The following is a 20,713-nucleotide window of genomic DNA, read 5'->3' as shown; positions in this document are numbered from 1 at the left end:
GGCCGCATGCGCTACCCCGGATTGGATGTGTTGCGCGCGCTGGCGATCTGCTGGGTGATGCTGTTCCATTCGTTCGTGGTTGGCGGCCTGGGGCAGGACTGGGCCTGGCTGTCGCGCTATGGCTGGATGGGCGTGGATCTGTTCTTCGTGCTCAGCGGTTTGCTGATCGGCAGCCAGGTGCTGGCGCCGCTGGCGCGTGGCGAGCCGCTGCGTTTTGGCGATTTCTACCTGCGCCGTGCGTTGCGCATCCTGCCGGCCTTCGTCGTGGTGCTGGCGCTGTACCTGGCCTGGCCCGGTTTCCGCGAAGCGCCGGGCATCGCGCCGTGGTGGATGTTCGCCAGCTTCAGCTTGAATCTGGGCATCGACTACGCCAACCAGCAGGCGTTCTCGCATGCCTGGTCGTTGTGCGTGGAGGAGCATTTCTACCTGGTGTTCCCACTGCTGGCGGCGCTGTCGCTGCGGCGGCCGTCGGCGCCGCGCTTCGTCGCGCTGTGCGGCGCGGTGGTGCTGGCCGGCATCGCGTTGCGCACGGCGACATGGCTGCACGACAGCGCGCTCGAGCGCATCGGCGACGGGCTGCAACGCAACTGGTTCATCGAGGACATCTACTACCCGACCTGGAACCGGCTCGACGGCCTGCTCGCCGGCGTGGTGCTGGCCGTGCTCAAGGTGTTCCGGCCGCAGCGCTGGCAGTGGCTGCAGGCGCATGCGAATTCGCTGCTGCTGGCCGGATTGGCGGTGTGTGCGCTGGCGCTGTGGCTGTTCCGCGAACGCACCGGCCTGCTCGGCAACGCGATCGGCTGGCCGCTGTTGTCGCTGGGGCTGGCATTACTGGTGATTGCCGGCGCGTCCACGCGCAGCTGGATCGGCCGGCGTGCGCTGCCTGGAGCGGGGTGGCTGGCGGCGATCTCCTACAGTTTTTATCTGACCCACAAGGCGGTGTTCCATCTCACCCAGCGCTGGTTGGGCGCCGCGCTCGACGGACGTGGGTTGCTCGCATTCGCGGTCTATGCGGCGATGGCGCTGCTGGCCGCCGCGCTGCTGCACTACGCGGTGGAACGGCCGTTCCTGCAGCTGCGCGAGCGCCTGCGGCGCACGTCCGCCGACGTGCCGGTGGCTGCCTAGGCCGCCACTGCCGGAGCGCATCGGCGCGGTGATTGCCGGACGTGCGCGGTTCTCCACGCAACGGCTTTACGCCGGATCGGCGTAGGCCACGCGCGCTTCGTGCAGGCGCTGTTGCAGGATCTCCGCCAGGCGTGCCACCGCCGGTGCCGGCGCTGCGTCGGCACGATGCAGGTTCAAGCCCAGCGCCGGCAGCGTCGGCAGGCCGCCGGTCGCCAGCGGTAACAGTGCCAGCGATGCGGGCAGGCCGGCCGGCGTGCGCAAGGTCAGCCCCAGGCCGGCGCGGACCGCGGCCCAGACCCCGCCCAGGCTGGCGCTGGTGAAGGCGATGCGCCATGGGATGCCGGCGCGGTCCAGTGCCGTGGTCGCCGCCGTGCGCAGCAGGCACGGCGCGTCCAGCATCACCAGCGGCAAGGGCGTCTCACTTTTCCAGCCGGCCGGCTCAGGCGGCGGCGCATCGGCCGCGGCGATCCAGCGCATCGGCCAGGCGGCCTGGGGCTGGCGATGCGCCGTCGCGGTTCCTGCCTCCCAGACCAGCGCCAGGTCCAGCTGGCCGGTTTCGATCCGCGCCAACAAGTCCTGATGGCGCGCGATGCGCGCTTCGATGCGCACCCTGGGATGAGCGCGGGCGAAGCGTCCAAGCACGTCGGGCAACATGTGCTCGCCGAAATCCTCCTGCAGCCCGAGCCGTACCCAGCCTTGCAGGGCGGGTTCGCGCAGCGCGGCGGCGGCGGCGTCGTTGAGGTCGAGCAGGCGCCGTGCGTAGGCCAGCAGCACCTCGCCGGCCTCGGTCAGCGCCAGCCCGCGGCCACTGCGGCGCAGCAGCGCCTGGCCGGCCTGCGCCTCCAGTTTCTTGAGCTGCGCGCTGATCGCCGACGTGGAACGCCCGTGCCGGTCCGCCGCCTTGGCGAAGCTGCCCAGTTCGATGCCGGCGACGAAGCTGCGCAGCGCATCGAGGTCGAAGCTGACGCGACGCATGTTATCGATCCTGTTTTATCGAAGATTGGATGCTAAATTTCCTGATTTTCAGGAACATCTTCGTTGGCTAGGCTGTGCGCAGTCAATCTCCAGCGCGAGACGCCCATGTCCGACCTGCCTCAGCCCGATGCATCCTTGTGCGGCGATATCGCGCCGAACTTCGCGCAACTGACCGCCGAGGTGCTGTTCGCCGACCTGTGGCAGCGTCCCGGGCTGTCGCCGCGCGAACGCAGCCTGGTCACGGTGGCGGCGCTGGTGGCGCTGTACCGGCCGCAGCAGCTGCCGTTCCACTTGAGCCGCGCGCTGGACAACGGCTTGCGCCACGACGAACTGGCCGAGGCGATTACCCATCTGGCGTTCTACGCCGGCTGGCCGTGCGCCGCCTCGGCGCTGCCGTTGCTGCGTGCCGCGACCGCGTCGGCCGCCTGATTCACCCAGCAGGAGACATAACCATGCTCTATGCCCGCATCTCGCTGCAGCGCGGCGTTACTCCTGACTACCTGCGCGCCTTGTCTGCCAGCGTCTACCAGGCCATGCACGAGGCCTTCGAGGTGCCTGCCGGCGATTGCTTCCAGGTCATCCACCAGCACGATCCGGGGGAACTGGTGCTCGATCGCCACTATCTCGGCGGACCGCGCTCGGACGCCTTCGTGCTGATCGCGATCACCGCCGGGCGGGCGCGCAGCGATGCCTGCAAGCAGGCGTTCTACCGGCGCCTGGTGGAGCTGCTGGCGATCGCGCCGGGCATCGCGCCGGAAGACGTGATGGTGAACATCGTCACCACCGCGGCGCAGGACTGGTCTTTCGGCGGTGGCCGCGCCGGGATCGTGGCAGCGCAGGCCCAGGCATGATCGCCATGCAGTACAGCATCGTGTTGCCGGCCGACTACGACATGGCCATCATCCAGCGCCGTATCGCCGACAAGGGACCGTTGCTGGACGATCTGCCGGGCCTGGTGTTCAAGGCCTATCTCAGCGCCGATTGCGGCGATCGCGCGCTGTCCAGCCGCAGCAACCTGTATGCGCCGTTCTATCTGTGGCGCGACGCCGAGGCGATGCGCGATTTCCTCGCCGGCGCCGCGTTCCGCGCGCTCACTGAGTCCTTCGGACGGCCTGCGGTACAACTGTGGGCGGTGTGCGCTGCGCAGCTGCGCGCGGACCTGCGCGGTGCCCGCTACGCCCGCCGCGAGATCGCCGCGATCGCCGATGCCGACCCGCTCGAAACGCTGGGCGAACGCGAGGCCAAGCGGGCGCGGGACGCTGTCGCCGCAGGCGCACTCGCCGCAGTGGGCGCCTACGAGCCGCATGGCTGGAACCGGCTACGCCTGCGGCTTTGGCGCGATCTGCCGCCGCCGTCACCGGACGTCGGTCAAGCCTATGCCGTCGGCCACGTATCCATGCCGACAAGCGGCGGTTGAGGCAACAGCACCCCGGCTTCGCCTGTTTGCTTTTACCATTCCCCATTCCCCATTCCCGGCCTCTCAATGACTCAGACCGCCCTGATCACCGGTGCCACCTCCGGTTTCGGCGCCGCCGCCGTGCGCCGCTTCGTCAACGCCGGCTGGCGCGTGATCGCCACCGGCCGCCGCGCCGAACGGCTGCAGCCGCTGCTGGCCGAGTTCGGCGCCGAGCGTGTGCACGTGGCGGCGTTCGACATCCGCGACGCCGCCGCGCTCGATGCGATGCTGGCCGCGCTGCCGGACGCGTTCCGCGGCATCGACCTACTGGTCAACAACGCCGGCCTGGCGCAGGGCACGGCCCCGGCGCAGGCCGCGTCGCTGGACGACTGGCGCACGATGATCGACACCAACATCACCGCGCTGGTGACCCTGACCCATCGCCTGCTGCCGACGCTGATCCAGCGCCGTGGCGCGATCGTCAATATCAGTTCGGTAGCCGCGCTGTACCCGTATCCGGGCGGCAATGCCTACGGCGGCACCAAGGCCTTCGTCAGCCAGTTCTCGCTGGGCCTGCGCGCTGACCTGCACGGCACCGGCGTGCGCGTGACCGCGATCGAGCCGGGCATGGCCGAGACCGAGTTCACCCTGGTCCGCACCCACGGCGACCAGGGCGCATCGGACATGCTGTACCACGGCGCGCAGCCGATGACCGCCGAGGACATCGCCGAGCAGATCTTCTGGGTTGCCACGCTGCCGCCGCATCTGAACATCAATCGGCTGGAAATCATGCCGGTGACGCAGTCCTTCGCCGGCTTCCAGGTGGCTAGAAGCCGGGAATAGGGAGTGGGGAATCGGCAGTAGGAACAGCGAAAGCAGGCGTCGACGTTCTCCACCTGCTACAGGTCACTGCAGCTAGGTTGCCAGCAGCTTGCTCGCGCGACTGGCGAGGCAATGAAACGACTGGCCTACGCAGGCCGGTCGTAGGGAATGCGGGAGACGCCGCTTCTCCCCAATCGAGTTTCCCGATTCCCCGCTCCCCGCCTCACTGCGCCTTGATCGCGATCGCCGGCAGGCCGCTGCCGGTCAGTTTCTGCTTGGCCGCGGCCAGTTCGCTGGCGGTGCCGTACGGGCCCATGCGCACGCGGTACACGGTCTTGCCGCTGATCTGCGCCGATTCCACGCGCGCCGACAGCCCCAGCATCGCCAGCTTGGCCTTGGTCGATTCGGCATCGCCGGAGGCGCCGAACGAACCGGCCTGCAGGATGTAGCGGGCGTTGTCCGCCGCTACCGCGGCGGCCGTGGCAGCGGCAGGCGTGGTCGCCGTCGCCGCCGGCCTGGTCGCGATGGCCGCCGTGTTGGCGGGCGCGCTGGTTGCGGCTGTTTCCGCTATCGGCGTCGGATTGGACAGCGCCGCCGTCGTTGCCGGAGCGGTGGCGGCCGCGGTCGCCGGGGGAGCTGCCGTCGGCTGCGGCGCGCGCGCCTGCCGGGCGGTCTCGGCGCGCGCGCTGGCGGCCAGTTCGGCGTCGGACATCTGCACTTCCTTGCCGGGCAGCAAGGTGTAGAAGTCGTACTGGGTCTGCGCGTCCTTCTTGGGATTCTTGGCGTCGGGCTTGCTGCTGCCGGCCGCCGCCATCGTCGGCTTGGGCAGTTCCGGCGCCGCGTCCACATCGGCATCGGCCACCGGCGCCGGCTGCGCGTCGGGGTTGGCGCGCGGGCCGCCCACGCGCAGGAAGCCGTCGCCGCCTTTCTTGAACAGGCCGGGTGCTGCCAGGAACACCACCGCCGCGATCGCCACGCCGGCGATCAGCCACACCCAACCGGGCGTGCCGTTGCCGCTGTTGCGTCGCGCCTGGGTCTTACCGCGTCTTGCTGCCATCTACTGCTTCTCCACTCACATTTTTTCCGGGGCGGAAACACCCAGGAGGTTCAAGCCGTTCGCCAGCACTTGCTGCGCCGCCACGGCCAGGGTCAACTTGGCGTTGCGCTCGCTCGCATCGTCCACCAGCACTGGGGTGCCGTGGTACCAGGTGTGGAACGCGGTCGCCAGTTCGCGCAGGTATTGCGCGATCAGGTGCGGTTCCAGCAGGTGTCCCGCATTCTCCACCACTTCCGGGTAGCGCGAGAGTTCCAGCATCAGTTCCAGCGAGGTCGTATCGTTCAGCCGGTTCAGCTGTCCCAGGCCGTCGGCCTGGTCGTAGTCCAGCTTCTTCTCCTGCGCCTGGCGCAGCAGGCTGCATACGCGGGCATGCGCGTACTGCACGTAGAACACCGGATTGTCGTTGCTCTGCTGGCGTGCCAGGTCGATGTCGAAGGTCAGCTGCGAATCGGGCTTGCGCGCGATCAGGAACCAGCGCGTGGCGTCGCGGCCGGCTTCCTCGATCAGGTCGCGCAGGGTCAGGTAGCTGCCGGCGCGCTTGGACAGCTTCACTTCCTCGCCACCGCGCATCACCGTGACCATCTGGTGCAGCACGTACTCGGGCCAGCCCTTGGGGATGCCCAGGTCCATCGCTTGCAGGCCGGCGCGCACCCGCGCCAGCGAGCCGTGGTGGTCGGCGCCCAGTTCGGTGATCGCGCGCAGGTAGCCGCGCTGCCACTTGCTCAGGTGATAGGCCACGTCCGGCACGAAATAGGTGTAGCTGCCGTCGGACTTGCGCATCACGCGGTCCTTGTCGTCGCCGAAATCGGTCGATTTCAGCCACAGCGCGCCGCCTTCCTCGTAGGTATGGCCGGACGCAACCAGCTTCTGCACCGCCTCTTCGACCTTGCCGTCGCGGTACAGCGAGCTTTCCAGGAAGTAGATGTCGAAGTCCACGCCGAACGCGGCCAGGTCGTGGTTCTGCTCGTTGCGCAGGTAGGCCACGGCGAAGCGGCGGATCGCTTCCAGATCGTTCGGATCCTTGGAACCGGTGACCAGATTGCCTTCCAGGTCCACCGAGTCGCCGGCCAGGTAGGCGTTGGCCACGTCCTGGATGTAGTCGCCGCGGTAGCCTTCTTCCGGCCAGTCGGGGCTGTCGGGGGTCTTGCCCAGCGCGCGCGCCTGCACCGAGCGCGCCAGGTTCTCGATCTGGCCGCCGCCGTCGTTGTAGTAGAACTCGCGCTTGGCGTTCCAGCCATTGGCCTCGAGCAGCCGCGCCAGGCAGTCGCCGATCGCCGCGGCGCGGCCGTGGCCCACGTGCAGCGGGCCGGTCGGATTGGCCGAGACGTATTCCACGCCCACGGTGCGGCCGTTGCCGACCAGGCTGCGGCCGTAGTCCTCGCCCTGCTTTAGTACCGCCAGCACTTCGCGTTGATAGCCGCTGGGACTGATGTGGAAGTTGATGAAGCCGGGGCCGGCGATCTCGACCCGGGTCACCTCGTCGCTGGCCGGCAGCGCGGCGACCAACTGCTGCGCCAGCGCGCGCGGATTGCCGCGCGCGGCCTTGGCCAGCAGCATCGCGGCATTGGTGGCGAAGTCGCCGTGCTCGCGGGTCTTGGGCCGCTCGACCACGAAGTCCGGCGGCAAGGTGTCGGCCGGCAGGGTGCCGTTGGCGCGCAAGGCTTCGATGCCTTGACCGATCAGGGCGCGGAGTTGGGATTTCACGTGATCATCTGCTTGAAGCGCGGAACAGGCGATTTTACCCGACCCGCCGCCTCCCGGCCCGTGCCGGGTTCAGCGCGACCTCAGGCCGTCCGACGATGGCGGGATCCGGGATCGGTGACCCGGGATTGTGCATTCGCGATCCGCGCACACGCCAGCAGGCGCTTGCATGGCGCCTGGCGCGCGACCCACGGCCGGCGGTTCAGGCCCAGCCGCGCGCGGCCATCGACACCGGCACGCCGTCGCCGACGATGAAATGGTCGAGCAAGCGGATATCCACCAGCCCCAGTGCCTGTTTCAGGCGATGGGTGACAGCGCGGTCGGCGGAGGAGGGCTCCGGGTTCCCGGACGGGTGGTTATGGCCGATGATCACCGCCGCCGCGTTGTGCGCCAGCGCGCGCCGCAGCACTTCGCGCGGATATACCTCGGCGCCGTCCAGGGTGCCCTGGAACAGCTCCTCGAACGCCAGCGAGCGGTGCTTCGTGTCCAGGAACAGCACAGCGAACACCTCGTGCGGCCGCGCCCGCAAGCGCTGCGCGAAGTAGCGGCCGGCCGCGCCCGGGTCGTTCAGGGTCGTGCCCCGTTCCAGTTCGGCGGCCAGATGGCGTTGGCCCAACTCCAGCGCGGCCGATAGTCTGCAGGCCCGTGCCAGGCCGAGTCCGGGCAGGCGAACCAGGTCGCGGGGCGGGCGGTCGAGCAGCGTGCGCAGCGGACCGTGCCGCTGCAGCAGGTCGCGCGAGGTGCGTACCGCGTCGCTGCCGGGCAAGCCGGAACCCAGGAAGATCGCCAGCAGTTCGGCGTCGGAGAGGGCCCGGGCGCCGCGTGCCAGCAGCTTTTCTCGGGGGCGTTCGTCGCGGGGCCATTTGGATATGTGCATATCGCCAGATTGGCGGACGATATGGCGCAACGGTATCAGGGCCGCAAAGGGCCATCGGGTAAGCTAATCGTTCTTGCATGGGTAGGACATTCCCGACGTGACCGGTACTTTCGAGGGGCCCCTGCAGGGGCGGCGTGTGCTGTTGTGTGCGGGCGGCGGCATCGCCGTCTACAAAGCGCTGGAACTGGTGCGTCGGTTGCGCGATGCAGGCGCCGAGGTGCAGGTGGCGATGACCGCCGGCGCGCAGCAGTTCGTCACGCCGCTGAGCTTCCAGGCGCTGTCCGCGCACCCGGCCCGCACCAGCTTGTGGGACAGCGCCGCCGAGCAGGCGATGGGGCATCTGGAACTGGCGCGTTGGGCCGACTGCGTGGTGGTGGCGCCGGCCACCGCCGACCTGCTGGCGCGCCTCGCCCACGGCCTGGCCGACGACTTGGTGAGCACGCTGTGCCTGGCCACCACCGCGCCGCTGACCGTGTGCCCGGCGATGAACCACCGCATGTGGTTGCACCCGGCCACCCAGGCCAATGTCGCCACGCTGCGCCAGCGCGGCGCCAGCGTGGTCGGGCCGAACGACGGCCCGCTGGCCGAAGGCGAGTCCGGTCCCGGGCGCCTGGCTGAGCCGGAGCAGATCGTCGCCGCGCTGGCCGGGGTCCGCGCCGCGGCCACGCCCGCGGCGGCCGCCGCGCCGGCAACGCTCGCCGCCGGCACCGCGGCCGCCGCGCTCAGCGGCCTGCGCCTGCTGATCAGCGCCGGCCCGACCTACGAGGATCTGGATCCGGTGCGCTACCTCGGCAACCGCAGCAGCGGCAAGATGGGTTACGCCCTGGCTGCCGCGGCCGCGCGGCAGGGCGCGGCGGTGGTGCTGGTCAGCGGTCCGGTGCACCTGCCCACGCCCGACGGCGTGCAGCGCATCGACGTGCGCTCGGCGGCGCAGATGCGCGACGCGGTGCTGGGCGCGTTGCCGGCCGACATCTACATCGGCACCGCCGCGGTCGCCGACTACACGCCCAGGCAGGTCGCCGCGCAGAAGATCAAGAAGAGCGGCGAGGTGCTGACCCTGGAGCTGGTGCGGACTCCGGACATCCTGTCCGAGGTCGCTGCCCAGACCCAGGCGCTGAAGCTGGTGGTCGGTTTCGCCGCCGAGACCCACGACATCGAGCGCTACGCGCGTGGCAAACTCACCGACAAGCATCTGGACCTGATCATCGCCAATCAGGTGGGGGTGGCCGGCAACGGCTTCGAGAGCGACGAGAACGCCGCCACTGCCTACTGGCAGCAGGGTGCACGGAGCTTCCCGGCCGTGTCCAAGACGCAACTGGCCGAACAATTGCTGGCCCTGATCGCGGAGCGACTGCACGCATGACCATCCCGACCCCGTACCCGCTGCAGGTCAAACTGCTCGACCCGCGCTTCGGCGACAGCTGGCCGCTGCCGGACTACGCCACCGACGCCAGCGCCGGACTCGATCTGCGCGCGGCCACCGAGGCGCCGCTGACCTTGGCGCCGGGCGATACCGCGCTGATCCCCAGCGGGCTGTCCATCTACATTGCCGATCCGCAGTTGTGCGCAGTGGTGCTGCCGCGTTCCGGGCTGGGCCATCGCCACGGCATCGTGCTCGGCAACGGCACCGGCCTGATCGACGCCGACTATCAGGGGCCGCTGCTGATCAGCGTCTGGAACCGCGGCCGCGAGCCGTTCACCATCGCCCCCGGCGACCGCATCGCGCAGCTGGTGGTGATGCCGGTCGTGCGCGTTGCCCTGCAGGTGGTGGATACTTTCGCCGACAGCGCCAGGGGAACGGGTGGATTCGGCCATACCGGAGTGCGCTGACAGGGGATTGTGTGCATGAGCGAGGCAATACAACGGCGGCCTGCGCCGGAAGGTTTGCGCAAGGCGGCGCCGCTGCTGGCGTTGCTGCTGGTGGTGCTGGCCGCGTGGTTCGGCTGGAGCGGCGCGCAGCAATGGCGCCACGCAGATAGCGCCACCGCGCTGGAGCAGGCGCGCGACGCGGCGGTGGCGCAGACCTCGCAGGCGCTGGCCGCTGCCGCCAGGCGCTTGGCTGCGCAGTTGCAGCAGCCCGCGGTGCAGGCCGCATTGGCGCGCGGTGACGCGGCGACGGCCGCGCAGGCGTTGCGCGAGGGCTGGAAGGAGGCGGAAGACGCGCAGGTGCTGCCCGGCGACCTGGGCGCCGGCTATGCCGATGTGGGCGGCTTCGGCTACGGGCGCCTGGCGCTGCTGGAAAAGGCCTTGCTGACGAACGCGGTCGCCAGCGCGGTGGTGCGCGACGGCGGCGGGCCGCGGTTGGGATTGGCGGCGCCGGTGACCCTGGACACCGGCGTCGGGGTGGCTTACCTGCGCTTGCCGTTGCGCGTGCTGACCGCGCCGGTGGCGCAGGCCGCGGTCCCGGCCAGCGGCTACCTGGCGCTGCGTCAGGGCGGCTACGACGTGATCGGCGCCGGCGATACCGGCCTGGCCGACCATGGCGATGCGTTGTCGCGCCCGATCGGCACGTCCGGGCTGCGTTTGGTCGCGGCGTTGCCCGATGCCGATGTCGGACCGCTCGGTCTGGGCGCGTTGCCGTGCCTGATCGTCGCCGGCCTGCTCGGCGTCCTGGCCCTGGTGGTGCTGCTGGCCGCGCGCGGCCGCCTGCCGCGGCCGCGTCGCGCCAAGGCCGCTACCGCCGGCACCGCCGGCACCGAGCACGAACTCACCCTGCGGCAGAGCCTGCAACACCAGGAGCCGCCGCCGCCGTCGCCGCCGTCGCCCGAGGGCGAGTCCGCGCCGGCCAGGACGGTGCCGGCACAGACGGTGCCTGCCGCCATCTTCCGCGCCTACGACATCCGCGGTGTGGTCGGCCGCGACCTCAGCCCGCAGGTCGCCACGCTGATCGGCCAGGCGATCGGCGCGGTGATGCAGGAGCAGGGGCTGAACGACGTGGTGGTCGGCCGCGACGGCCGCCTGTCCGGTCCGGAATTGTCGGCGGCGCTGATCGAAGGCCTGCGCCGCGCCGGCTGCCACGTCACCGACATCGGCCTGGCGCCGACCCCGGTGGTGTACTTCGCCAGCTTCCACCTGCGTGCCGGCAGCTGCGTGGCGGTCACCGGCAGCCACAACCCGCCGGACTACAACGGCTTCAAGATCGTGGTCGGCGGCGAGACGCTGTCCGGCGCGGCGATCGCCGACCTGTACGCCCGCATCAGCGAAGGCCGCCTGCCGAGCGCCGCCGAACCGGGGCGGCTGGAGCAGCGCGACGTCGGCAACGACTACATCCAGCGCATCGCCGACGACGTGCAGCTGGACCGCCCGCTCAAGGTGGTGGCCGATGCTGGCAACGGCGTCGGCGGCGAACTGGCGCCGCGGCTGCTGGAGGCGATCGGCGCGGAAGTCGTCCCGCTGTACTGCGATGTCGACGGCACCTTCCCCAACCACCACCCCGATCCCAGCGAACCGCACAACCTGCAAGACCTGATCCAGACCGTGAAGCGTTTCGACGCCGACCTGGGCATCGCCTTCGACGGCGATGCCGACCGGCTCGGCGTGGTCACCAAGGAAGGCGCGGTGATCTACCCAGATCGCTTGCTGATGTTGTTCGCCGCCGATGTGCTGCAACGCAATCCCGGCGCGCTGGTGATCTACGACGTCAAGTGCACCGGCAAGCTGTCGGACTACGTGCTGCGCAACGGCGGCAGCCCGATGGTGTGGAAGACCGGGCATTCGCTGATCAAGGCGAAGATGCGCGAGACCGATGCCGAGCTGGCCGGCGAGATGAGCGGCCACTTCTTCTTCAAGGAACGCTGGTACGGCTTCGACGACGGCCTGTACGCGGCGGCGCGGCTGCTGGAGATCCTGGCGCAGCGCCAGGAGAGTCCGTCCGAGGTCTTGGCCGAGTTGCCCGACAGCGTGTCCACGCCGGAGATCAAGCTGCCGCTGGCCGACGGCCAGGACGCGCATGCGCTGGTCGCGCAGTTGGTCGCCGCCGCGCAGCAGGAAGATTCGGCGTTCGCCGGCGCACGCCTGCTCACCCTCGATGGCCTGCGCGCCGACTTCGCCGATGGCTGGGGTCTGCTGCGCGCGTCCAACACCACGCCGGTGCTGGTGCTGCGTTTCGAGGCCGACACCAGTGCCGCGCTGGAGCGGATCAAGGACCTGTTCCGCAGCCAGCTGCAGGCCCTGTCGCCGTCGCTGGCGGCGGGATTCTGAGGCGCGCGCCGTATGCGTCCGGCGGCGCCGGGCAAGGCGACGTAGCGCCGCCGGCACGCGGAGTGATGGAGGGGCGTCAGCCCGCGACAGAGTTGCCGAGCGCGCAGCGATTCCGGGCGGCGCTCGTCGCGGTTGAAACCGCTCCTACAGGAAGCGCGGTCTGCACTGTAGGAGGGGCTTCAGCCCCGACAGCATCCGAAACCGCCAGCCATCCGCGCTTCGCTCGTCGCGACTGAAGTCGCTCCCACAAGGGACGCGCGGCGTACTCACTGGGTGCACTGTGGGAGGGACTTCAGTCCCGACATCCCCCCTGCCGCGGCACTCTGGTGACCGTCGCTGGCCGCGCGCTGCGCTCAACCGCTGTTCGTCGGCGCAGCCGGCGCCGTTCCGGTGTCTGGCCGCTTCGCCGCACGATAGCGTTGCAGGGCGTCGTCGATTTCCTGGTTCAGGCCGAGCCGCTGCTGCTCGAAATTCTTCTGCATGCGCAGCTGCCACAGCAGCGCGCGATGCCGCTGCTGCACGTCCTCGACGATCTTGCCTGTCACCTTCTGCCCGGCCAGCTCGCGCGCGCCGCCGCTGGCGAGCAGGCCGACCAGGCTCTCGCGCAGGCTGTTGACGTTGTAGCGCGCAGTGTTGATGTTGTTGTCGACAATACCGATGCGCTCGGAGAACACCCGGCGCAGTTCCTCTTCGGTCTGGAACGACAGCAGCATCGCCTGGTCGGTGCGCTTGCGCGTCTCCAGTGCCGCCTGATCGGCACGTTGCTGCGCGGCATCGGCGGCGGCCGCGGCGCGCTCCTCGGCATTCAGCGCGCGGCCGACCGCGCCGCTGCGCATCCCGCTCCTGGCATTGAATTCGTCGCGCGCCTGGTTCACCGCTTCCTGCGGCAGCGCATCGCTGCACACGCGCTGCCCGCCTTGGTTCCAGCAGTACAGTTTCTTGGATGACGCCGGCTGCGCTGCGGCCGGTAGCGCAATCAGTGCGAGCAGGACCGGCAACGCGGCCCGGGCCCATGGTGGTTGGATCGGCATCATGGCAGCCCCCTGCTGTCAGCCTGATGGATCGCAGCCGTAGCGTGCCCGGTAGGCCAGCAGCGGTTCGCGGAAGCCGACAAGGTCCGCGTTTCCATCGATGAATGCAAGCAGATCGCCCAGGTGCGCGACCGACACCACAGGAACCCCGGCCTCCGCCGCCACCGCCTGCGCCGCCGAGCGCCGGTCGTGCTCGCCGGCGATCTCCTGGCGGTCCAGCGCGACCAGGATCGCCGCCGGGATGCCGCCGGCCGCGCGGATGGTCGTCAGCGCCTCGCGGATCGCGGTGCCGGCGGTGATCACGTCGTCCACGATCAGCACCCGGCGCCCGGCCAGCGGCGCGCCGATCAGGCTGCCGCCTTCGCCATGGGTCTTGGTTTCCTTGCGGTTGAACGCCAGCGGCAGGTTGCGGTCGCGCTGCGCGTACTCGCAGGCCAGCGCAGTCGCCAGCGGGATGCCTTTGTAGGCCGGGCCGAACAGCAGGTCGAAGTCGAGCCCGGCGGCGTCGGCCGCATCGGCGTAGCACGCCGTCAGGCGCGCCACCGTGCTCCCGGAATCGAAGCGCCCGGCATTGAAGAAATAGGGGCTGATGCGCCCGGACTTCAGCGTGAACTCGCCGAAGCGCAGCGCCTGCGCATCCAGGGCCAATTGCAGGAAACGTTGCCGGTAGTCGGTCATGGGGGGCTGGGAGTAGCGAATGGGGAATAGGGAATGGTCAAAAGCATAGCCGGTTGTTCCGTCTTCGCGGCCTTGCTGGGGTACGCTTTGCCGATTCCCTATTCCCCTTTTCCATTCCCGGCTCTCCATGCGCATCATCAGTTTCAACGCCAACGGCCTGCGTTCGGCCGCCACCAAGGGCTTCTTCGAGTGGTTCTCCAGCCAGCACGCCGACGTGCTGTGCGTGCAGGAAACCAAGGCGCAGGAACATCAGCTGGCCGGGCCGGCGTTCCTGCCGCAGGGGTATCGGGTCTGGTTCCGCGATGCCAGCACCAAGAAGGGCTACAGCGGCGTGGCCATCTACAGCAAGCGCAAGCCCGACGAGGTGCGTACCGCGCTGGGCTGGCCCGAGTTCGACGAGGAGGGCCGCTACCTGGAAGCGCGCTTCGGCAACCTCAGCGTGGTCTCGTTCTACATCCCCTCCGGCTCGTCCGGCGAACTGCGCCAGGGCTACAAATTCCAGGTCATGGACTGGCTGCGGCCGATCCTGGCCGAATGGCTGGCCAGCGGCCGCGACTACGTGCTGTGCGGCGACTGGAACATCGTGCGCTCGGCGCTGGACATCAAGAACTGGAAGTCCAACCAGAAGAATTCCGGCTGCCTGCCGGCCGAGCGCGACTGGCTCAACGGCCTGTGCGCCGACCGCGCCGAAGACGCCGACCCGGCCAGCGGCCGCGGCTGGGTCGACGCCTACCGCGCGCTGCACCCAGATGGCCAGGACTACACCTGGTGGAGCAACCGCGGCGCCGCGCGCGCCAACGACGTGGGTTGGCGTATCGACTACCAGTTCTTCACGCCGTCGCTGCGCGAGCGCCTGCAGGGCTGCGCGATCTACACCGCGCAGCGCTTCTCCGACCACGCGCCGTTCGTGGTGGACTACCGCGAATGAGCGGAACCGCGTCCGCGCCGGCGTCCTACAAGGGCTGGGCCGGGATCAGGCGCGCCTTCGCCACGCCGTCGGCGGCGACGATGGCGCTGCTCGGCTTCGGCAGCGGCCTGCCGTTCCTGCTGATCGCCTCGCAGACCCTGTCCACGCGCCTGCGCGACGTCGGCCTGGACCTGGGCAGCATCGGCCTGATCAGCCTGGCCAGCTTCTTCTACCTGCTCAAGTTCCTGTGGGCGCCGCTGCTGGACCGCTATCCGTTCCCGCTGGTCGCCTTCCTGGGCCGGCGCCGCTCGTGGCTGCTGGTGTCGCAGCTGGGGGTCACGATCGGCCTGGCCGCGCTGGCCTTGATGCGCCCGGAGCTGAGCATCGGTGGCCTGGTGCTGTGGGTGCTGATCGCCTCCTTCGCCGGGGCTACCCAGGATTCTGTGGTCGATGCGTACCGGATCGAGATCGCCCCGGCCTCCGCACAGGCCGCGCTCGCCGCGACCTACACCTTCGGCTACCGCATCGGCCTGATCCTGTCCGGCGCCGGTGCGCTGTACCTGGCCCAGTTCGGCGACTGGACCCTGGCCTATCTGGTCATGGCCGGGCTGATGCTGCTGCCGATCGCCACCACCTTGCTGTGCCGCGAACCGGAGGTGCCGGTGGCCACGGTGGTGCGCAAGATCGATGTGGTCGGCGCGTTCTGGCAGCCGATCTCCAGCTTCTTCAGCAGCAACGGCCTGGCGCTGGGCCTGGGGCTGCTGTTGTTCGTGGGCCTGTTCAAGTTTCCCGACCAGGTGATCGGGGTGATGTCCGGGCCGTTCTATCTGGATTCGGGTTTCAGCAAGGCCGACATCGCCACCGTGTCCAAGCTGTTCGGGGTGTGGATGGGCATTGCCGGCGCCTTTGCCGGCGGCCTGGCGGTGGCGGCGTTCGGCTTCCGGCGCATGCTGTTCGTCGCCGCGCTGGGCGTGGCGCTGTCCAACCTGGCGTTCCTGCTGATGGCCCACCATCCCGGGCAGCTGTGGTCGTTCTACGCCGCGCTCAGCGCCGACAACCTGTTCCAGGGCTTCGCCGGCACCGTGCTGGTCGCGTTCATGTCGTCGCTCACCGACCGCAACTTCACCGCCACCCAGTACGCGCTGCTGGTGTCGCTGGCCAATCTGCCCGGCAAGTTCGTCGGCGGCGCCTCCGGCTACATCGTCGAGGCCACCTCCTACAGCACCTTCTTCGTGCTCAGCGCGTTCACGGTGATCCCGACCATGCTGCTGCTGGCCTGGCTGTGGCCGCGGATCCGCGAACAATCGGCGCCCGCCGCGCCGCAGGCGGATTGAAAGCCCGCGCTGACTTGCGGATGATGCTCGGCGGCGCAGAGGTGCGCCGCCGTCCGTTGGGGAGTACGCATGACTGATCTGCTGCTGCGCGACATCGACCCGATCCTGGTCGACCGGATTCGCCGCATCGCCGTGGCCCGCGGCTGGACCCAGCACCAGACCGTGCTCAACCTGATCGAGAAGGGCCTGTTCTCCAGCGAGTACGAAGTGCGCAGCGGCTTCGAGAATCCGGAAGTGGATGCCTTGTCCGAGGCGATCGCCGCGTTGCGCGAACTGCCGGCCGGCGCCGGCTTCTGAGCCGCGCATCGGCGCCCATGGCGCTGAGCGGTGCCGCCGCCGTCAGGCCGGGTGGATCGCGCCCAGGATGCGCGGCCCGCGCGCGCCGCTGACCGAAGGCAGGTTGCCGGGCAATCCGGCCAGGGTCTGCCGCGCCAGCCAGGCGAAGCCCATCGCTTCCACGTAGTCCGGATCCAGGCCCAGCGACTGCGTGGACAGCACTTGCACGCCCGGCAGCCGCGCCCGCAGCCGTGCCAGCAACAGCGGGTTGTGCACGCCGCCGCCGCAGACCAGCAGTTGCCGTGTCGCCGGCTGCTGCGCCAGCAGCGCGTCGGCCACGGTGGCCGCGGTCAGCTCCAGCAAGGTTGCCTGTACCGCCGCGGCCGGATGCGCGGCCGGCTCCAGCAGCGCATCCACCCAGCGTAGGTGGAACTGCTCGCGGCCGGTACTCTTGGGTGGGGTCAGCGCGAACCAGGGGTCGGCCAGCAAGCGCCGCAGCAGGCCTTCGTCAACCTGGCCGCTTGCGGCGAAGGCGCCGCCGGCATCGTAGGGCTGGCCCAGATGGCGCTGGCACCAGGCATCGAGCAGCGCGTTGGCCGGGCCGGTGTCAAATCCGCGCACGTCGCCGTGCGCCGGCAGCAAGGTCAGGTTGCCGATCCCGCCCAGGTTCAGCACCGCGCGGTCCTCGTGCGCCGCGCCCAGCATCGCCGCATGGAAGGCCGGCATCAGCGGCGCGCCATGGCCGCCAGCGGCGACATCGCGGCGGCGGAAGTCGCACACCGTGGCGATGCCGGTCAGCTCGGCGATGCGGTTGCCGTCGCCCAGTTGCCAGGTGAAGGCGGGGTCGGCCAGCGGCCGGTGGCGCACGGTCTGCCCGTGCGACCCGATCGCGCGGACCTGCGCAGGCGCGACGCCCGCTTCCTCGAGCAGGCGCAGCGCGGCCGCGGCGAAGGCGATCGCCACCTCCGCATCGAGCCGGCCCAGCGCATCCAGCGAATCGATCTCGCCGCCTTCGCCCAGCGCGATCAGCGCCTCGCGCTGGCGTGGCGCCCAGGCGTAGGTGCGGCCGATGCGCAGCTGCGCCTGACCATCGGCGTCGAAGCGCACCAGCGCGGCATCGATGCCATCGGCGCTGGTGCCGGACATCAGGCCGAGGAACAGGGCCTCGTCATCGAGTGCGATCGGAGCGGGCATTGCGGAGCACCAGGCAGCGTCAGTGTCGCAGCGTGGGCGAGGGGCGGCGGCGCGTCAATCCGCGCCGCCGTGGCGGGGCCGGGGCCGGTAAGCGGCTCAGCCGGCGTCGTTGGACTGCGCCCACTTGGCCGAGGCGACCGCCTTCTTCTTCTTCGCCGGGGCGTCGCTCTTCGCCGGCGCGGCGTCGGCGTAGATCAGCTTCTCCACGCGCTGGATCCGCGCCAGTGCGGGCGAGGTCTGCGCACGGAACGCGGCCAGCTCGGTGCCGGCCAGCGGCGTCGGCGGCGGCATCGTCACCGACGCCGGATTGCGCTGCACGCCGTCCACGCGGAATTCGTAGTGCAGGTGCGGGCCGGTGGCCATGCCAGTCATGCCGACGAAGCCGATCACCGTGCCCTGGTTGATACGCTGGCCGGGCTTGATCCCGCCGAAGCGCGACATGTGCCCGTACAGCGTGCTGTAGCCCTTGCCGTGATCCAGGATCACCACGTTGCCGTAGCCGCGCTGGGTGCCGACGAACTGCACCCGCGCATCGCCTGCGGCCATGATCGGCGTGCCCGACGGCGCCGCGTAGTCGATGCCCTTGTGCATGCGCATGGTGCCCAGCACCGGATGCTTGCGCGCGCCGAAGGTCGAGCTGATCCTGCTGTAGGACACCGGCATGCGGATGAAGCTCTTCTTCAGCGGCCGCCCGTTGACATCGAAGTACTCGGCCGGCCTGCCGTCGCGCTCGAAGCGGAAGCCGCTGTAGGTCTTGCCGCGGGTGGTGAAGGTCGCCGCCAGGATCTTGCTGGTGTCGATCCGCTCGCCTTCGCGCCAGGTTTCGTCCATCACCACGCTGAAACGGTCGCCCGGCTGCAGATCCTTGTCGAAGTCGATGTCGTACTTGAAGATATCGTCGGTCATCGTCGTGATCGCCGCCGGCGACAGCCCGGCCTTGCGCGCGGCCACGTACAGCGAGCTGGTGATTTCGCCGCTGATGACCGCGGTGCGGGTGCTGGTCTCGCGCTCGGTCACCTTCTCGCGGATACCGTCGCCAAGCAGCGACAGTTCCACGCGGTGGGTGGCGTCGCGGTCGAAGCGGATCCCGCGTAGGCTGCCGGCTACCGGCAGGTCGAAGCCGATCTCGGCGCCGGGGCGCAGCTTGGTCAGCGCCTCGCGCGTGCCGGGGTGATCCAGTACCTGCTGCATCACCGTGGCCGGGATGTCGAGCTGTTCGAACGCCGCGCCCAGGGTCTGCCCGGGTTGGATCCGCACCACTTGCCAGCTGTCGCCGGCCACGCCCTGCTGCTGGGCCAGCGAGATCGGCGGCAACGGCAGCGCCAGGGTCGCGTGCGTGGTCTGCAGCGGCACGTCGATGGCACTGGAGAAGCCGGGCACGATCGTGGACACCAGCGCGCCGATGGTGGCGAACAGGCTGGCGTGGATCCAGTGGCGGCGGGTCCAGCGCCCGGCGGGGAAATGTTGCGTCAGCTGCCGATGCAGTGCGGTGTCGTGAAGCACATGGAGACGCTGCTGGAAGCGCTGCTTGCGCGCGCGTTCCTGTTCGGTTTCGCTGTTCTGCATCAATGCTTCCTCATGAGCTCGAAGCGCGAGCTCAAAACTCGGCTACCATAAACATCGATCTACAGCGCGTCAAACCATTGAACCGGCTCAGGTTTTCGCCGGACGCGCGGTTAACTCGCATTTAACGCCATTCATGTTGCCTGGCGGCAACCCGTCGGAGTTCCGTTTTGTCCACGATTGAAGAGTCTCTTGCCCTGATCGGCCGCGGTGCCGACGAAATCCTCAAGCGCGAGGAACTGGAAGCGCGGTTGCGCACGGGCCGCCCGCTGCGGGTCAAGGCCGGTTTCGATCCGACCGCGCCCGACCTGCACATTGGCCATACCGTGTTGCTGAACAAGATGCGTCAATTCCAGCAGCTGGGCCACCAGGCGATTTTCCTGATCGGCGACTTCACCGGCATGATCGGCGACCCCACCGGCAAGAACGTCACCCGCAAGCCGCTGACCCGCGAGGACGTGCTCGCCAATGCGCGCACCTATGAGGAGCAGGTGTTCAAGGTGCTGGACCGCGAGCGCACCGAAGTACGCTTCAACTCCGAGTGGTTCGGGCAGATGGGCGCGGCGGACATGATTCGCCTGGCTGGCCAGCACACGGTGGCGCGCATGCTCGAGCGCGACGACTTCGCCAAGCGCTATGCCGCGCAGCAGTCCATCGCCATCCACGAATTCCTGTATCCGCTGGTGCAGGGCTACGATTCGGTGGCCTTGAAGGCCGACGTCGAGCTGGGCGGCACCGACCAAAAATTCAACCTGCTGATGGGGCGTGGCCTGCAGGAGCATTACGGGCAGCCGGCGCAGATCGTGCTGACCATGCCGCTGCTGGAGGGGCTGGACGGGGGCAACAAGATGTCCAAGTCGCTGGGCAACTACATCGGCATCAGCGAGCCGGCGATCGACATCGTCACCAAGACCATGAAGATCGGCGACGAGCTGATGTGGCGCTGGATCGAGCTGCTGTCCTTCGATATAAGCATGAACGAGGCGCAGGAACTGAAGCGACAGGTGCAGGCCGGCGCATTGCACCCGCGCGACGTGAAGCTGCGCCTGGCGCGCGAGCTGACCACGCGCTTCCACGACGCCGCGGCGGCCGAGCAGGCCATCGTCGGCTGGCATGCGGTGGTGACCGGGCAGGGCGACACCAGTGCATTGCCGCTGCAGGACGTGGCGGTGCCGGCGGAAGGGCTGCGCATCGCCGCGCTGCTGACCGCCGCCGGGCTGACCGCCAGCAACTCCGAAGCCAGCCGCAAGCTCAAGGAGCGCGCGGTACGCGTGGAAGGCGAAGTGGTGGAAGACCCGCAGCACAGCTTCGTGCCCGGATTTGAAGGCGTGTTGCAGGTCGGCAAGCGTACCTTCGCGCGGGTGCGCCTGGTCTCGGCCTGAGCAGGATGGCGGCTGAGCGCCGCCACCGCCGGCGCTGACAGCTTCTTGGTCGTAGAGCCTGTGCTGCGAGCTGCGTGCTTGTTTAGTGATACGCCTCGCATTAACAGGTAACTGCGACGGCGCAGTGAAAAAATCTTTCACACCCCCTTCCCAAGCGGCGGGTTTGCAGCCATACTTTTCCTCCCCCGACGCAAC

20 protein-coding genes are annotated in these 20,713 nt (G+C 69.4%); 12 read left to right on the top strand and 8 right to left on the bottom strand.

Features of this window, described 5'->3' with window-relative positions; translation table 11 throughout:
- Positions 1 to 6: 6 nt before the first annotated feature.
- Positions 7 to 1,125 (top strand): acyltransferase family protein, encoded by a 1,119-nt coding sequence (locus ISN38_RS08345; protein ID WP_206712160.1) that lies wholly within the window; start codon positions 7 to 9, stop codon positions 1,123 to 1,125.
- A gap of 66 nt (positions 1,126 to 1,191) precedes the next feature.
- Here ISN38_RS08345 and ISN38_RS08340 read toward each other — a convergent pair whose 3' ends face one another.
- Positions 1,192 to 2,100 carry a LysR substrate-binding domain-containing protein gene (locus ISN38_RS08340; protein ID WP_003470353.1) on the bottom strand — a complete coding sequence of 303 codons (909 nt, stop codon included), beginning with the start codon at positions 2,098 to 2,100 and terminating at the stop codon, positions 1,192 to 1,194.
- A 105-nt stretch (positions 2,101 to 2,205) separates the two neighbouring features.
- Between ISN38_RS08340 and ISN38_RS08335 the strand changes: the two genes are divergently transcribed.
- The 4 genes from ISN38_RS08335 (at position 2,206) to ISN38_RS08320 (ending at position 4,339) form a co-directional block, all read left to right on the top strand.
- Positions 2,206 to 2,529, top strand: a complete 324-nt coding sequence (locus ISN38_RS08335) for a carboxymuconolactone decarboxylase family protein (RefSeq protein ID WP_003470355.1) — start codon at positions 2,206 to 2,208, stop codon at positions 2,527 to 2,529.
- A 23-nt stretch (positions 2,530 to 2,552) separates the two neighbouring features.
- Entirely contained in the window at positions 2,553 to 2,951 is a 399-nt protein-coding gene (locus ISN38_RS08330) for a tautomerase family protein (protein ID WP_047324458.1), read from the top strand.
- Positions 2,948 to 3,517 carry a DUF4865 family protein gene (locus tag ISN38_RS08325; protein ID WP_047324459.1) on the top strand — a complete coding sequence of 190 codons (570 nt, stop codon included), beginning with the start codon at positions 2,948 to 2,950 and terminating at the stop codon, positions 3,515 to 3,517. Before ISN38_RS08330 ends, ISN38_RS08325 begins: the two co-directional genes overlap by 4 nt.
- 66 nt (positions 3,518 to 3,583) lie before the next feature.
- On the top strand, positions 3,584 to 4,339 hold the full coding sequence (locus tag ISN38_RS08320) for an SDR family NAD(P)-dependent oxidoreductase (RefSeq protein ID WP_003470359.1): 756 nt from the start codon (positions 3,584 to 3,586) through the stop codon (positions 4,337 to 4,339).
- 202 nt (positions 4,340 to 4,541) lie between these two features.
- Here the strand turns inward: ISN38_RS08320 and ISN38_RS08315 are convergent, their stop codons facing one another.
- The 3 genes from ISN38_RS08315 to radC form a co-directional block, all read right to left on the bottom strand.
- Positions 4,542 to 5,375 carry an SPOR domain-containing protein gene (locus ISN38_RS08315; protein ID WP_047324460.1) on the bottom strand — a complete coding sequence of 278 codons (834 nt, stop codon included), beginning with the start codon at positions 5,373 to 5,375 and terminating at the stop codon, positions 4,542 to 4,544.
- 15 nt (positions 5,376 to 5,390) lie between these two features.
- Positions 5,391 to 7,079: an arginine--tRNA ligase gene (argS, locus tag ISN38_RS08310; protein WP_003470362.1), complete on the bottom strand. Its 1,689-nt coding sequence runs from the start codon at positions 7,077 to 7,079 to the stop codon at positions 5,391 to 5,393.
- 199 nt (positions 7,080 to 7,278) lie between these two features.
- Positions 7,279 to 7,953 carry a RadC family protein gene (gene radC / locus ISN38_RS08305; protein ID WP_003470363.1) on the bottom strand — a complete coding sequence of 225 codons (675 nt, stop codon included), beginning with the start codon at positions 7,951 to 7,953 and terminating at the stop codon, positions 7,279 to 7,281.
- A gap of 136 nt (positions 7,954 to 8,089) precedes the next feature.
- Here radC and coaBC point away from each other — a divergent pair, with 136 nt between their 5' ends.
- From coaBC to ISN38_RS08290, 3 genes are read left to right on the top strand one after another with little or no spacing between them, the layout of a single operon-like run.
- Positions 8,090 to 9,316 (top strand): bifunctional phosphopantothenoylcysteine decarboxylase/phosphopantothenate--cysteine ligase CoaBC, encoded by a 1,227-nt coding sequence (gene coaBC / locus ISN38_RS08300; RefSeq protein WP_047324461.1) that lies wholly within the window; start codon positions 8,090 to 8,092, stop codon positions 9,314 to 9,316.
- Positions 9,313 to 9,783, top strand: coding sequence for a dUTP diphosphatase (gene dut, locus ISN38_RS08295; RefSeq protein ID WP_003470366.1), 471 nt, complete (start codon positions 9,313 to 9,315; stop codon positions 9,781 to 9,783). Before coaBC ends, dut begins: the two co-directional genes overlap by 4 nt.
- 15 nt (positions 9,784 to 9,798) lie before the next feature.
- On the top strand, positions 9,799 to 12,153 hold the full coding sequence (locus ISN38_RS08290) for a phosphomannomutase/phosphoglucomutase (RefSeq protein WP_047324462.1): 2,355 nt from the start codon (positions 9,799 to 9,801) through the stop codon (positions 12,151 to 12,153).
- 353 nt (positions 12,154 to 12,506) lie between these two features.
- On the opposite strand, the gene ISN38_RS08285 is transcribed toward ISN38_RS08290, so the two are convergent.
- Both ISN38_RS08285 and pyrE read right to left on the bottom strand, forming a co-directional pair.
- Entirely contained in the window at positions 12,507 to 13,187 is a 681-nt protein-coding gene (locus ISN38_RS08285) for a hypothetical protein (protein ID WP_047324463.1), read from the bottom strand.
- 15 nt (positions 13,188 to 13,202) lie between these two features.
- Positions 13,203 to 13,862 carry an orotate phosphoribosyltransferase gene (gene pyrE, locus ISN38_RS08280; protein WP_003470375.1) on the bottom strand — a complete coding sequence of 220 codons (660 nt, stop codon included), beginning with the start codon at positions 13,860 to 13,862 and terminating at the stop codon, positions 13,203 to 13,205.
- A 127-nt stretch (positions 13,863 to 13,989) separates the two neighbouring features.
- Between pyrE and ISN38_RS08275 the strand changes: the two genes are divergently transcribed.
- From ISN38_RS08275 to ISN38_RS08265, 3 genes are all read left to right on the top strand, one after another.
- Positions 13,990 to 14,790 carry an exodeoxyribonuclease III gene (locus tag ISN38_RS08275; RefSeq protein WP_058358731.1) on the top strand — a complete coding sequence of 267 codons (801 nt, stop codon included), beginning with the start codon at positions 13,990 to 13,992 and terminating at the stop codon, positions 14,788 to 14,790.
- Positions 14,787 to 16,103, top strand: a complete 1,317-nt coding sequence (locus tag ISN38_RS08270; RefSeq protein WP_047324466.1) for an AmpG family muropeptide MFS transporter — start codon at positions 14,787 to 14,789, stop codon at positions 16,101 to 16,103. The genes ISN38_RS08275 and ISN38_RS08270 overlap by 4 nt, the downstream gene beginning before the upstream one ends.
- 69 nt (positions 16,104 to 16,172) lie before the next feature.
- A complete protein-coding gene (locus ISN38_RS08265) occupies positions 16,173 to 16,400 on the top strand; it encodes a hypothetical protein (RefSeq protein WP_003470378.1) in 228 nt (75 codons plus the stop codon).
- 42 nt (positions 16,401 to 16,442) lie between these two features.
- Here ISN38_RS08265 and ISN38_RS08260 read toward each other — a convergent pair whose 3' ends face one another.
- Both ISN38_RS08260 and ISN38_RS08255 read right to left on the bottom strand, forming a co-directional pair.
- Positions 16,443 to 17,573: an anhydro-N-acetylmuramic acid kinase gene (locus tag ISN38_RS08260; protein ID WP_058358733.1), complete on the bottom strand. Its 1,131-nt coding sequence runs from the start codon at positions 17,571 to 17,573 to the stop codon at positions 16,443 to 16,445.
- A 96-nt stretch (positions 17,574 to 17,669) separates the two neighbouring features.
- Positions 17,670 to 19,139 (bottom strand): M23 family metallopeptidase, encoded by a 1,470-nt coding sequence (locus ISN38_RS08255; protein WP_206712159.1) that lies wholly within the window; start codon positions 19,137 to 19,139, stop codon positions 17,670 to 17,672.
- Positions 19,140 to 19,306: 167 nt separating this feature from the next.
- Between ISN38_RS08255 and tyrS the strand changes: the two genes are divergently transcribed.
- Positions 19,307 to 20,518, top strand: coding sequence for a tyrosine--tRNA ligase (gene tyrS / locus ISN38_RS08250; protein ID WP_058358735.1), 1,212 nt, complete (start codon positions 19,307 to 19,309; stop codon positions 20,516 to 20,518).
- Positions 20,519 to 20,713: the final 195 nt, after the last annotated feature.

The sequence above is a fragment of the Xanthomonas translucens pv. undulosa genome (assembly GCF_017301775.1).
In the GTDB taxonomy this organism is placed as follows: domain Bacteria; phylum Pseudomonadota; class Gammaproteobacteria; order Xanthomonadales; family Xanthomonadaceae; genus Xanthomonas_A; species Xanthomonas_A translucens.
This window is presented reverse-complemented; position numbering and strand designations above follow the sequence as displayed.

Coding starts and splice junctions, on each gene's coding strand:
- ISN38_RS08345 (WP_206712160.1), top strand. CDS start 7: ATGCGCTACCCCGGATTGGATGTGTTGCGCGCGCTGGCGATCTGCTGG.
- ISN38_RS08340 (WP_003470353.1), bottom strand. CDS start 2,100: ATGCGTCGCGTCAGCTTCGACCTCGATGCGCTGCGCAGCTTCGTCGCC.
- ISN38_RS08335 (WP_003470355.1), top strand. CDS start 2,206: ATGTCCGACCTGCCTCAGCCCGATGCATCCTTGTGCGGCGATATCGCG.
- ISN38_RS08330 (WP_047324458.1), top strand. CDS start 2,553: ATGCTCTATGCCCGCATCTCGCTGCAGCGCGGCGTTACTCCTGACTAC.
- ISN38_RS08325 (WP_047324459.1), top strand. CDS start 2,948: ATGATCGCCATGCAGTACAGCATCGTGTTGCCGGCCGACTACGACATG.
- ISN38_RS08320 (WP_003470359.1), top strand. CDS start 3,584: ATGACTCAGACCGCCCTGATCACCGGTGCCACCTCCGGTTTCGGCGCC.
- ISN38_RS08315 (WP_047324460.1), bottom strand. CDS start 5,375: ATGGCAGCAAGACGCGGTAAGACCCAGGCGCGACGCAACAGCGGCAAC.
- radC (WP_003470363.1), bottom strand. CDS start 7,953: ATGCACATATCCAAATGGCCCCGCGACGAACGCCCCCGAGAAAAGCTG.
- dut (WP_003470366.1), top strand. CDS start 9,313: ATGACCATCCCGACCCCGTACCCGCTGCAGGTCAAACTGCTCGACCCG.
- ISN38_RS08290 (WP_047324462.1), top strand. CDS start 9,799: ATGAGCGAGGCAATACAACGGCGGCCTGCGCCGGAAGGTTTGCGCAAG.
- ISN38_RS08285 (WP_047324463.1), bottom strand. CDS start 13,187: ATGATGCCGATCCAACCACCATGGGCCCGGGCCGCGTTGCCGGTCCTG.
- pyrE (WP_003470375.1), bottom strand. CDS start 13,862: ATGACCGACTACCGGCAACGTTTCCTGCAATTGGCCCTGGATGCGCAG.
- ISN38_RS08275 (WP_058358731.1), top strand. CDS start 13,990: ATGCGCATCATCAGTTTCAACGCCAACGGCCTGCGTTCGGCCGCCACC.
- ISN38_RS08270 (WP_047324466.1), top strand. CDS start 14,787: ATGAGCGGAACCGCGTCCGCGCCGGCGTCCTACAAGGGCTGGGCCGGG.
- ISN38_RS08265 (WP_003470378.1), top strand. CDS start 16,173: ATGACTGATCTGCTGCTGCGCGACATCGACCCGATCCTGGTCGACCGG.
- ISN38_RS08260 (WP_058358733.1), bottom strand. CDS start 17,573: ATGCCCGCTCCGATCGCACTCGATGACGAGGCCCTGTTCCTCGGCCTG.
- ISN38_RS08255 (WP_206712159.1), bottom strand. CDS start 19,139: ATGCAGAACAGCGAAACCGAACAGGAACGCGCGCGCAAGCAGCGCTTC.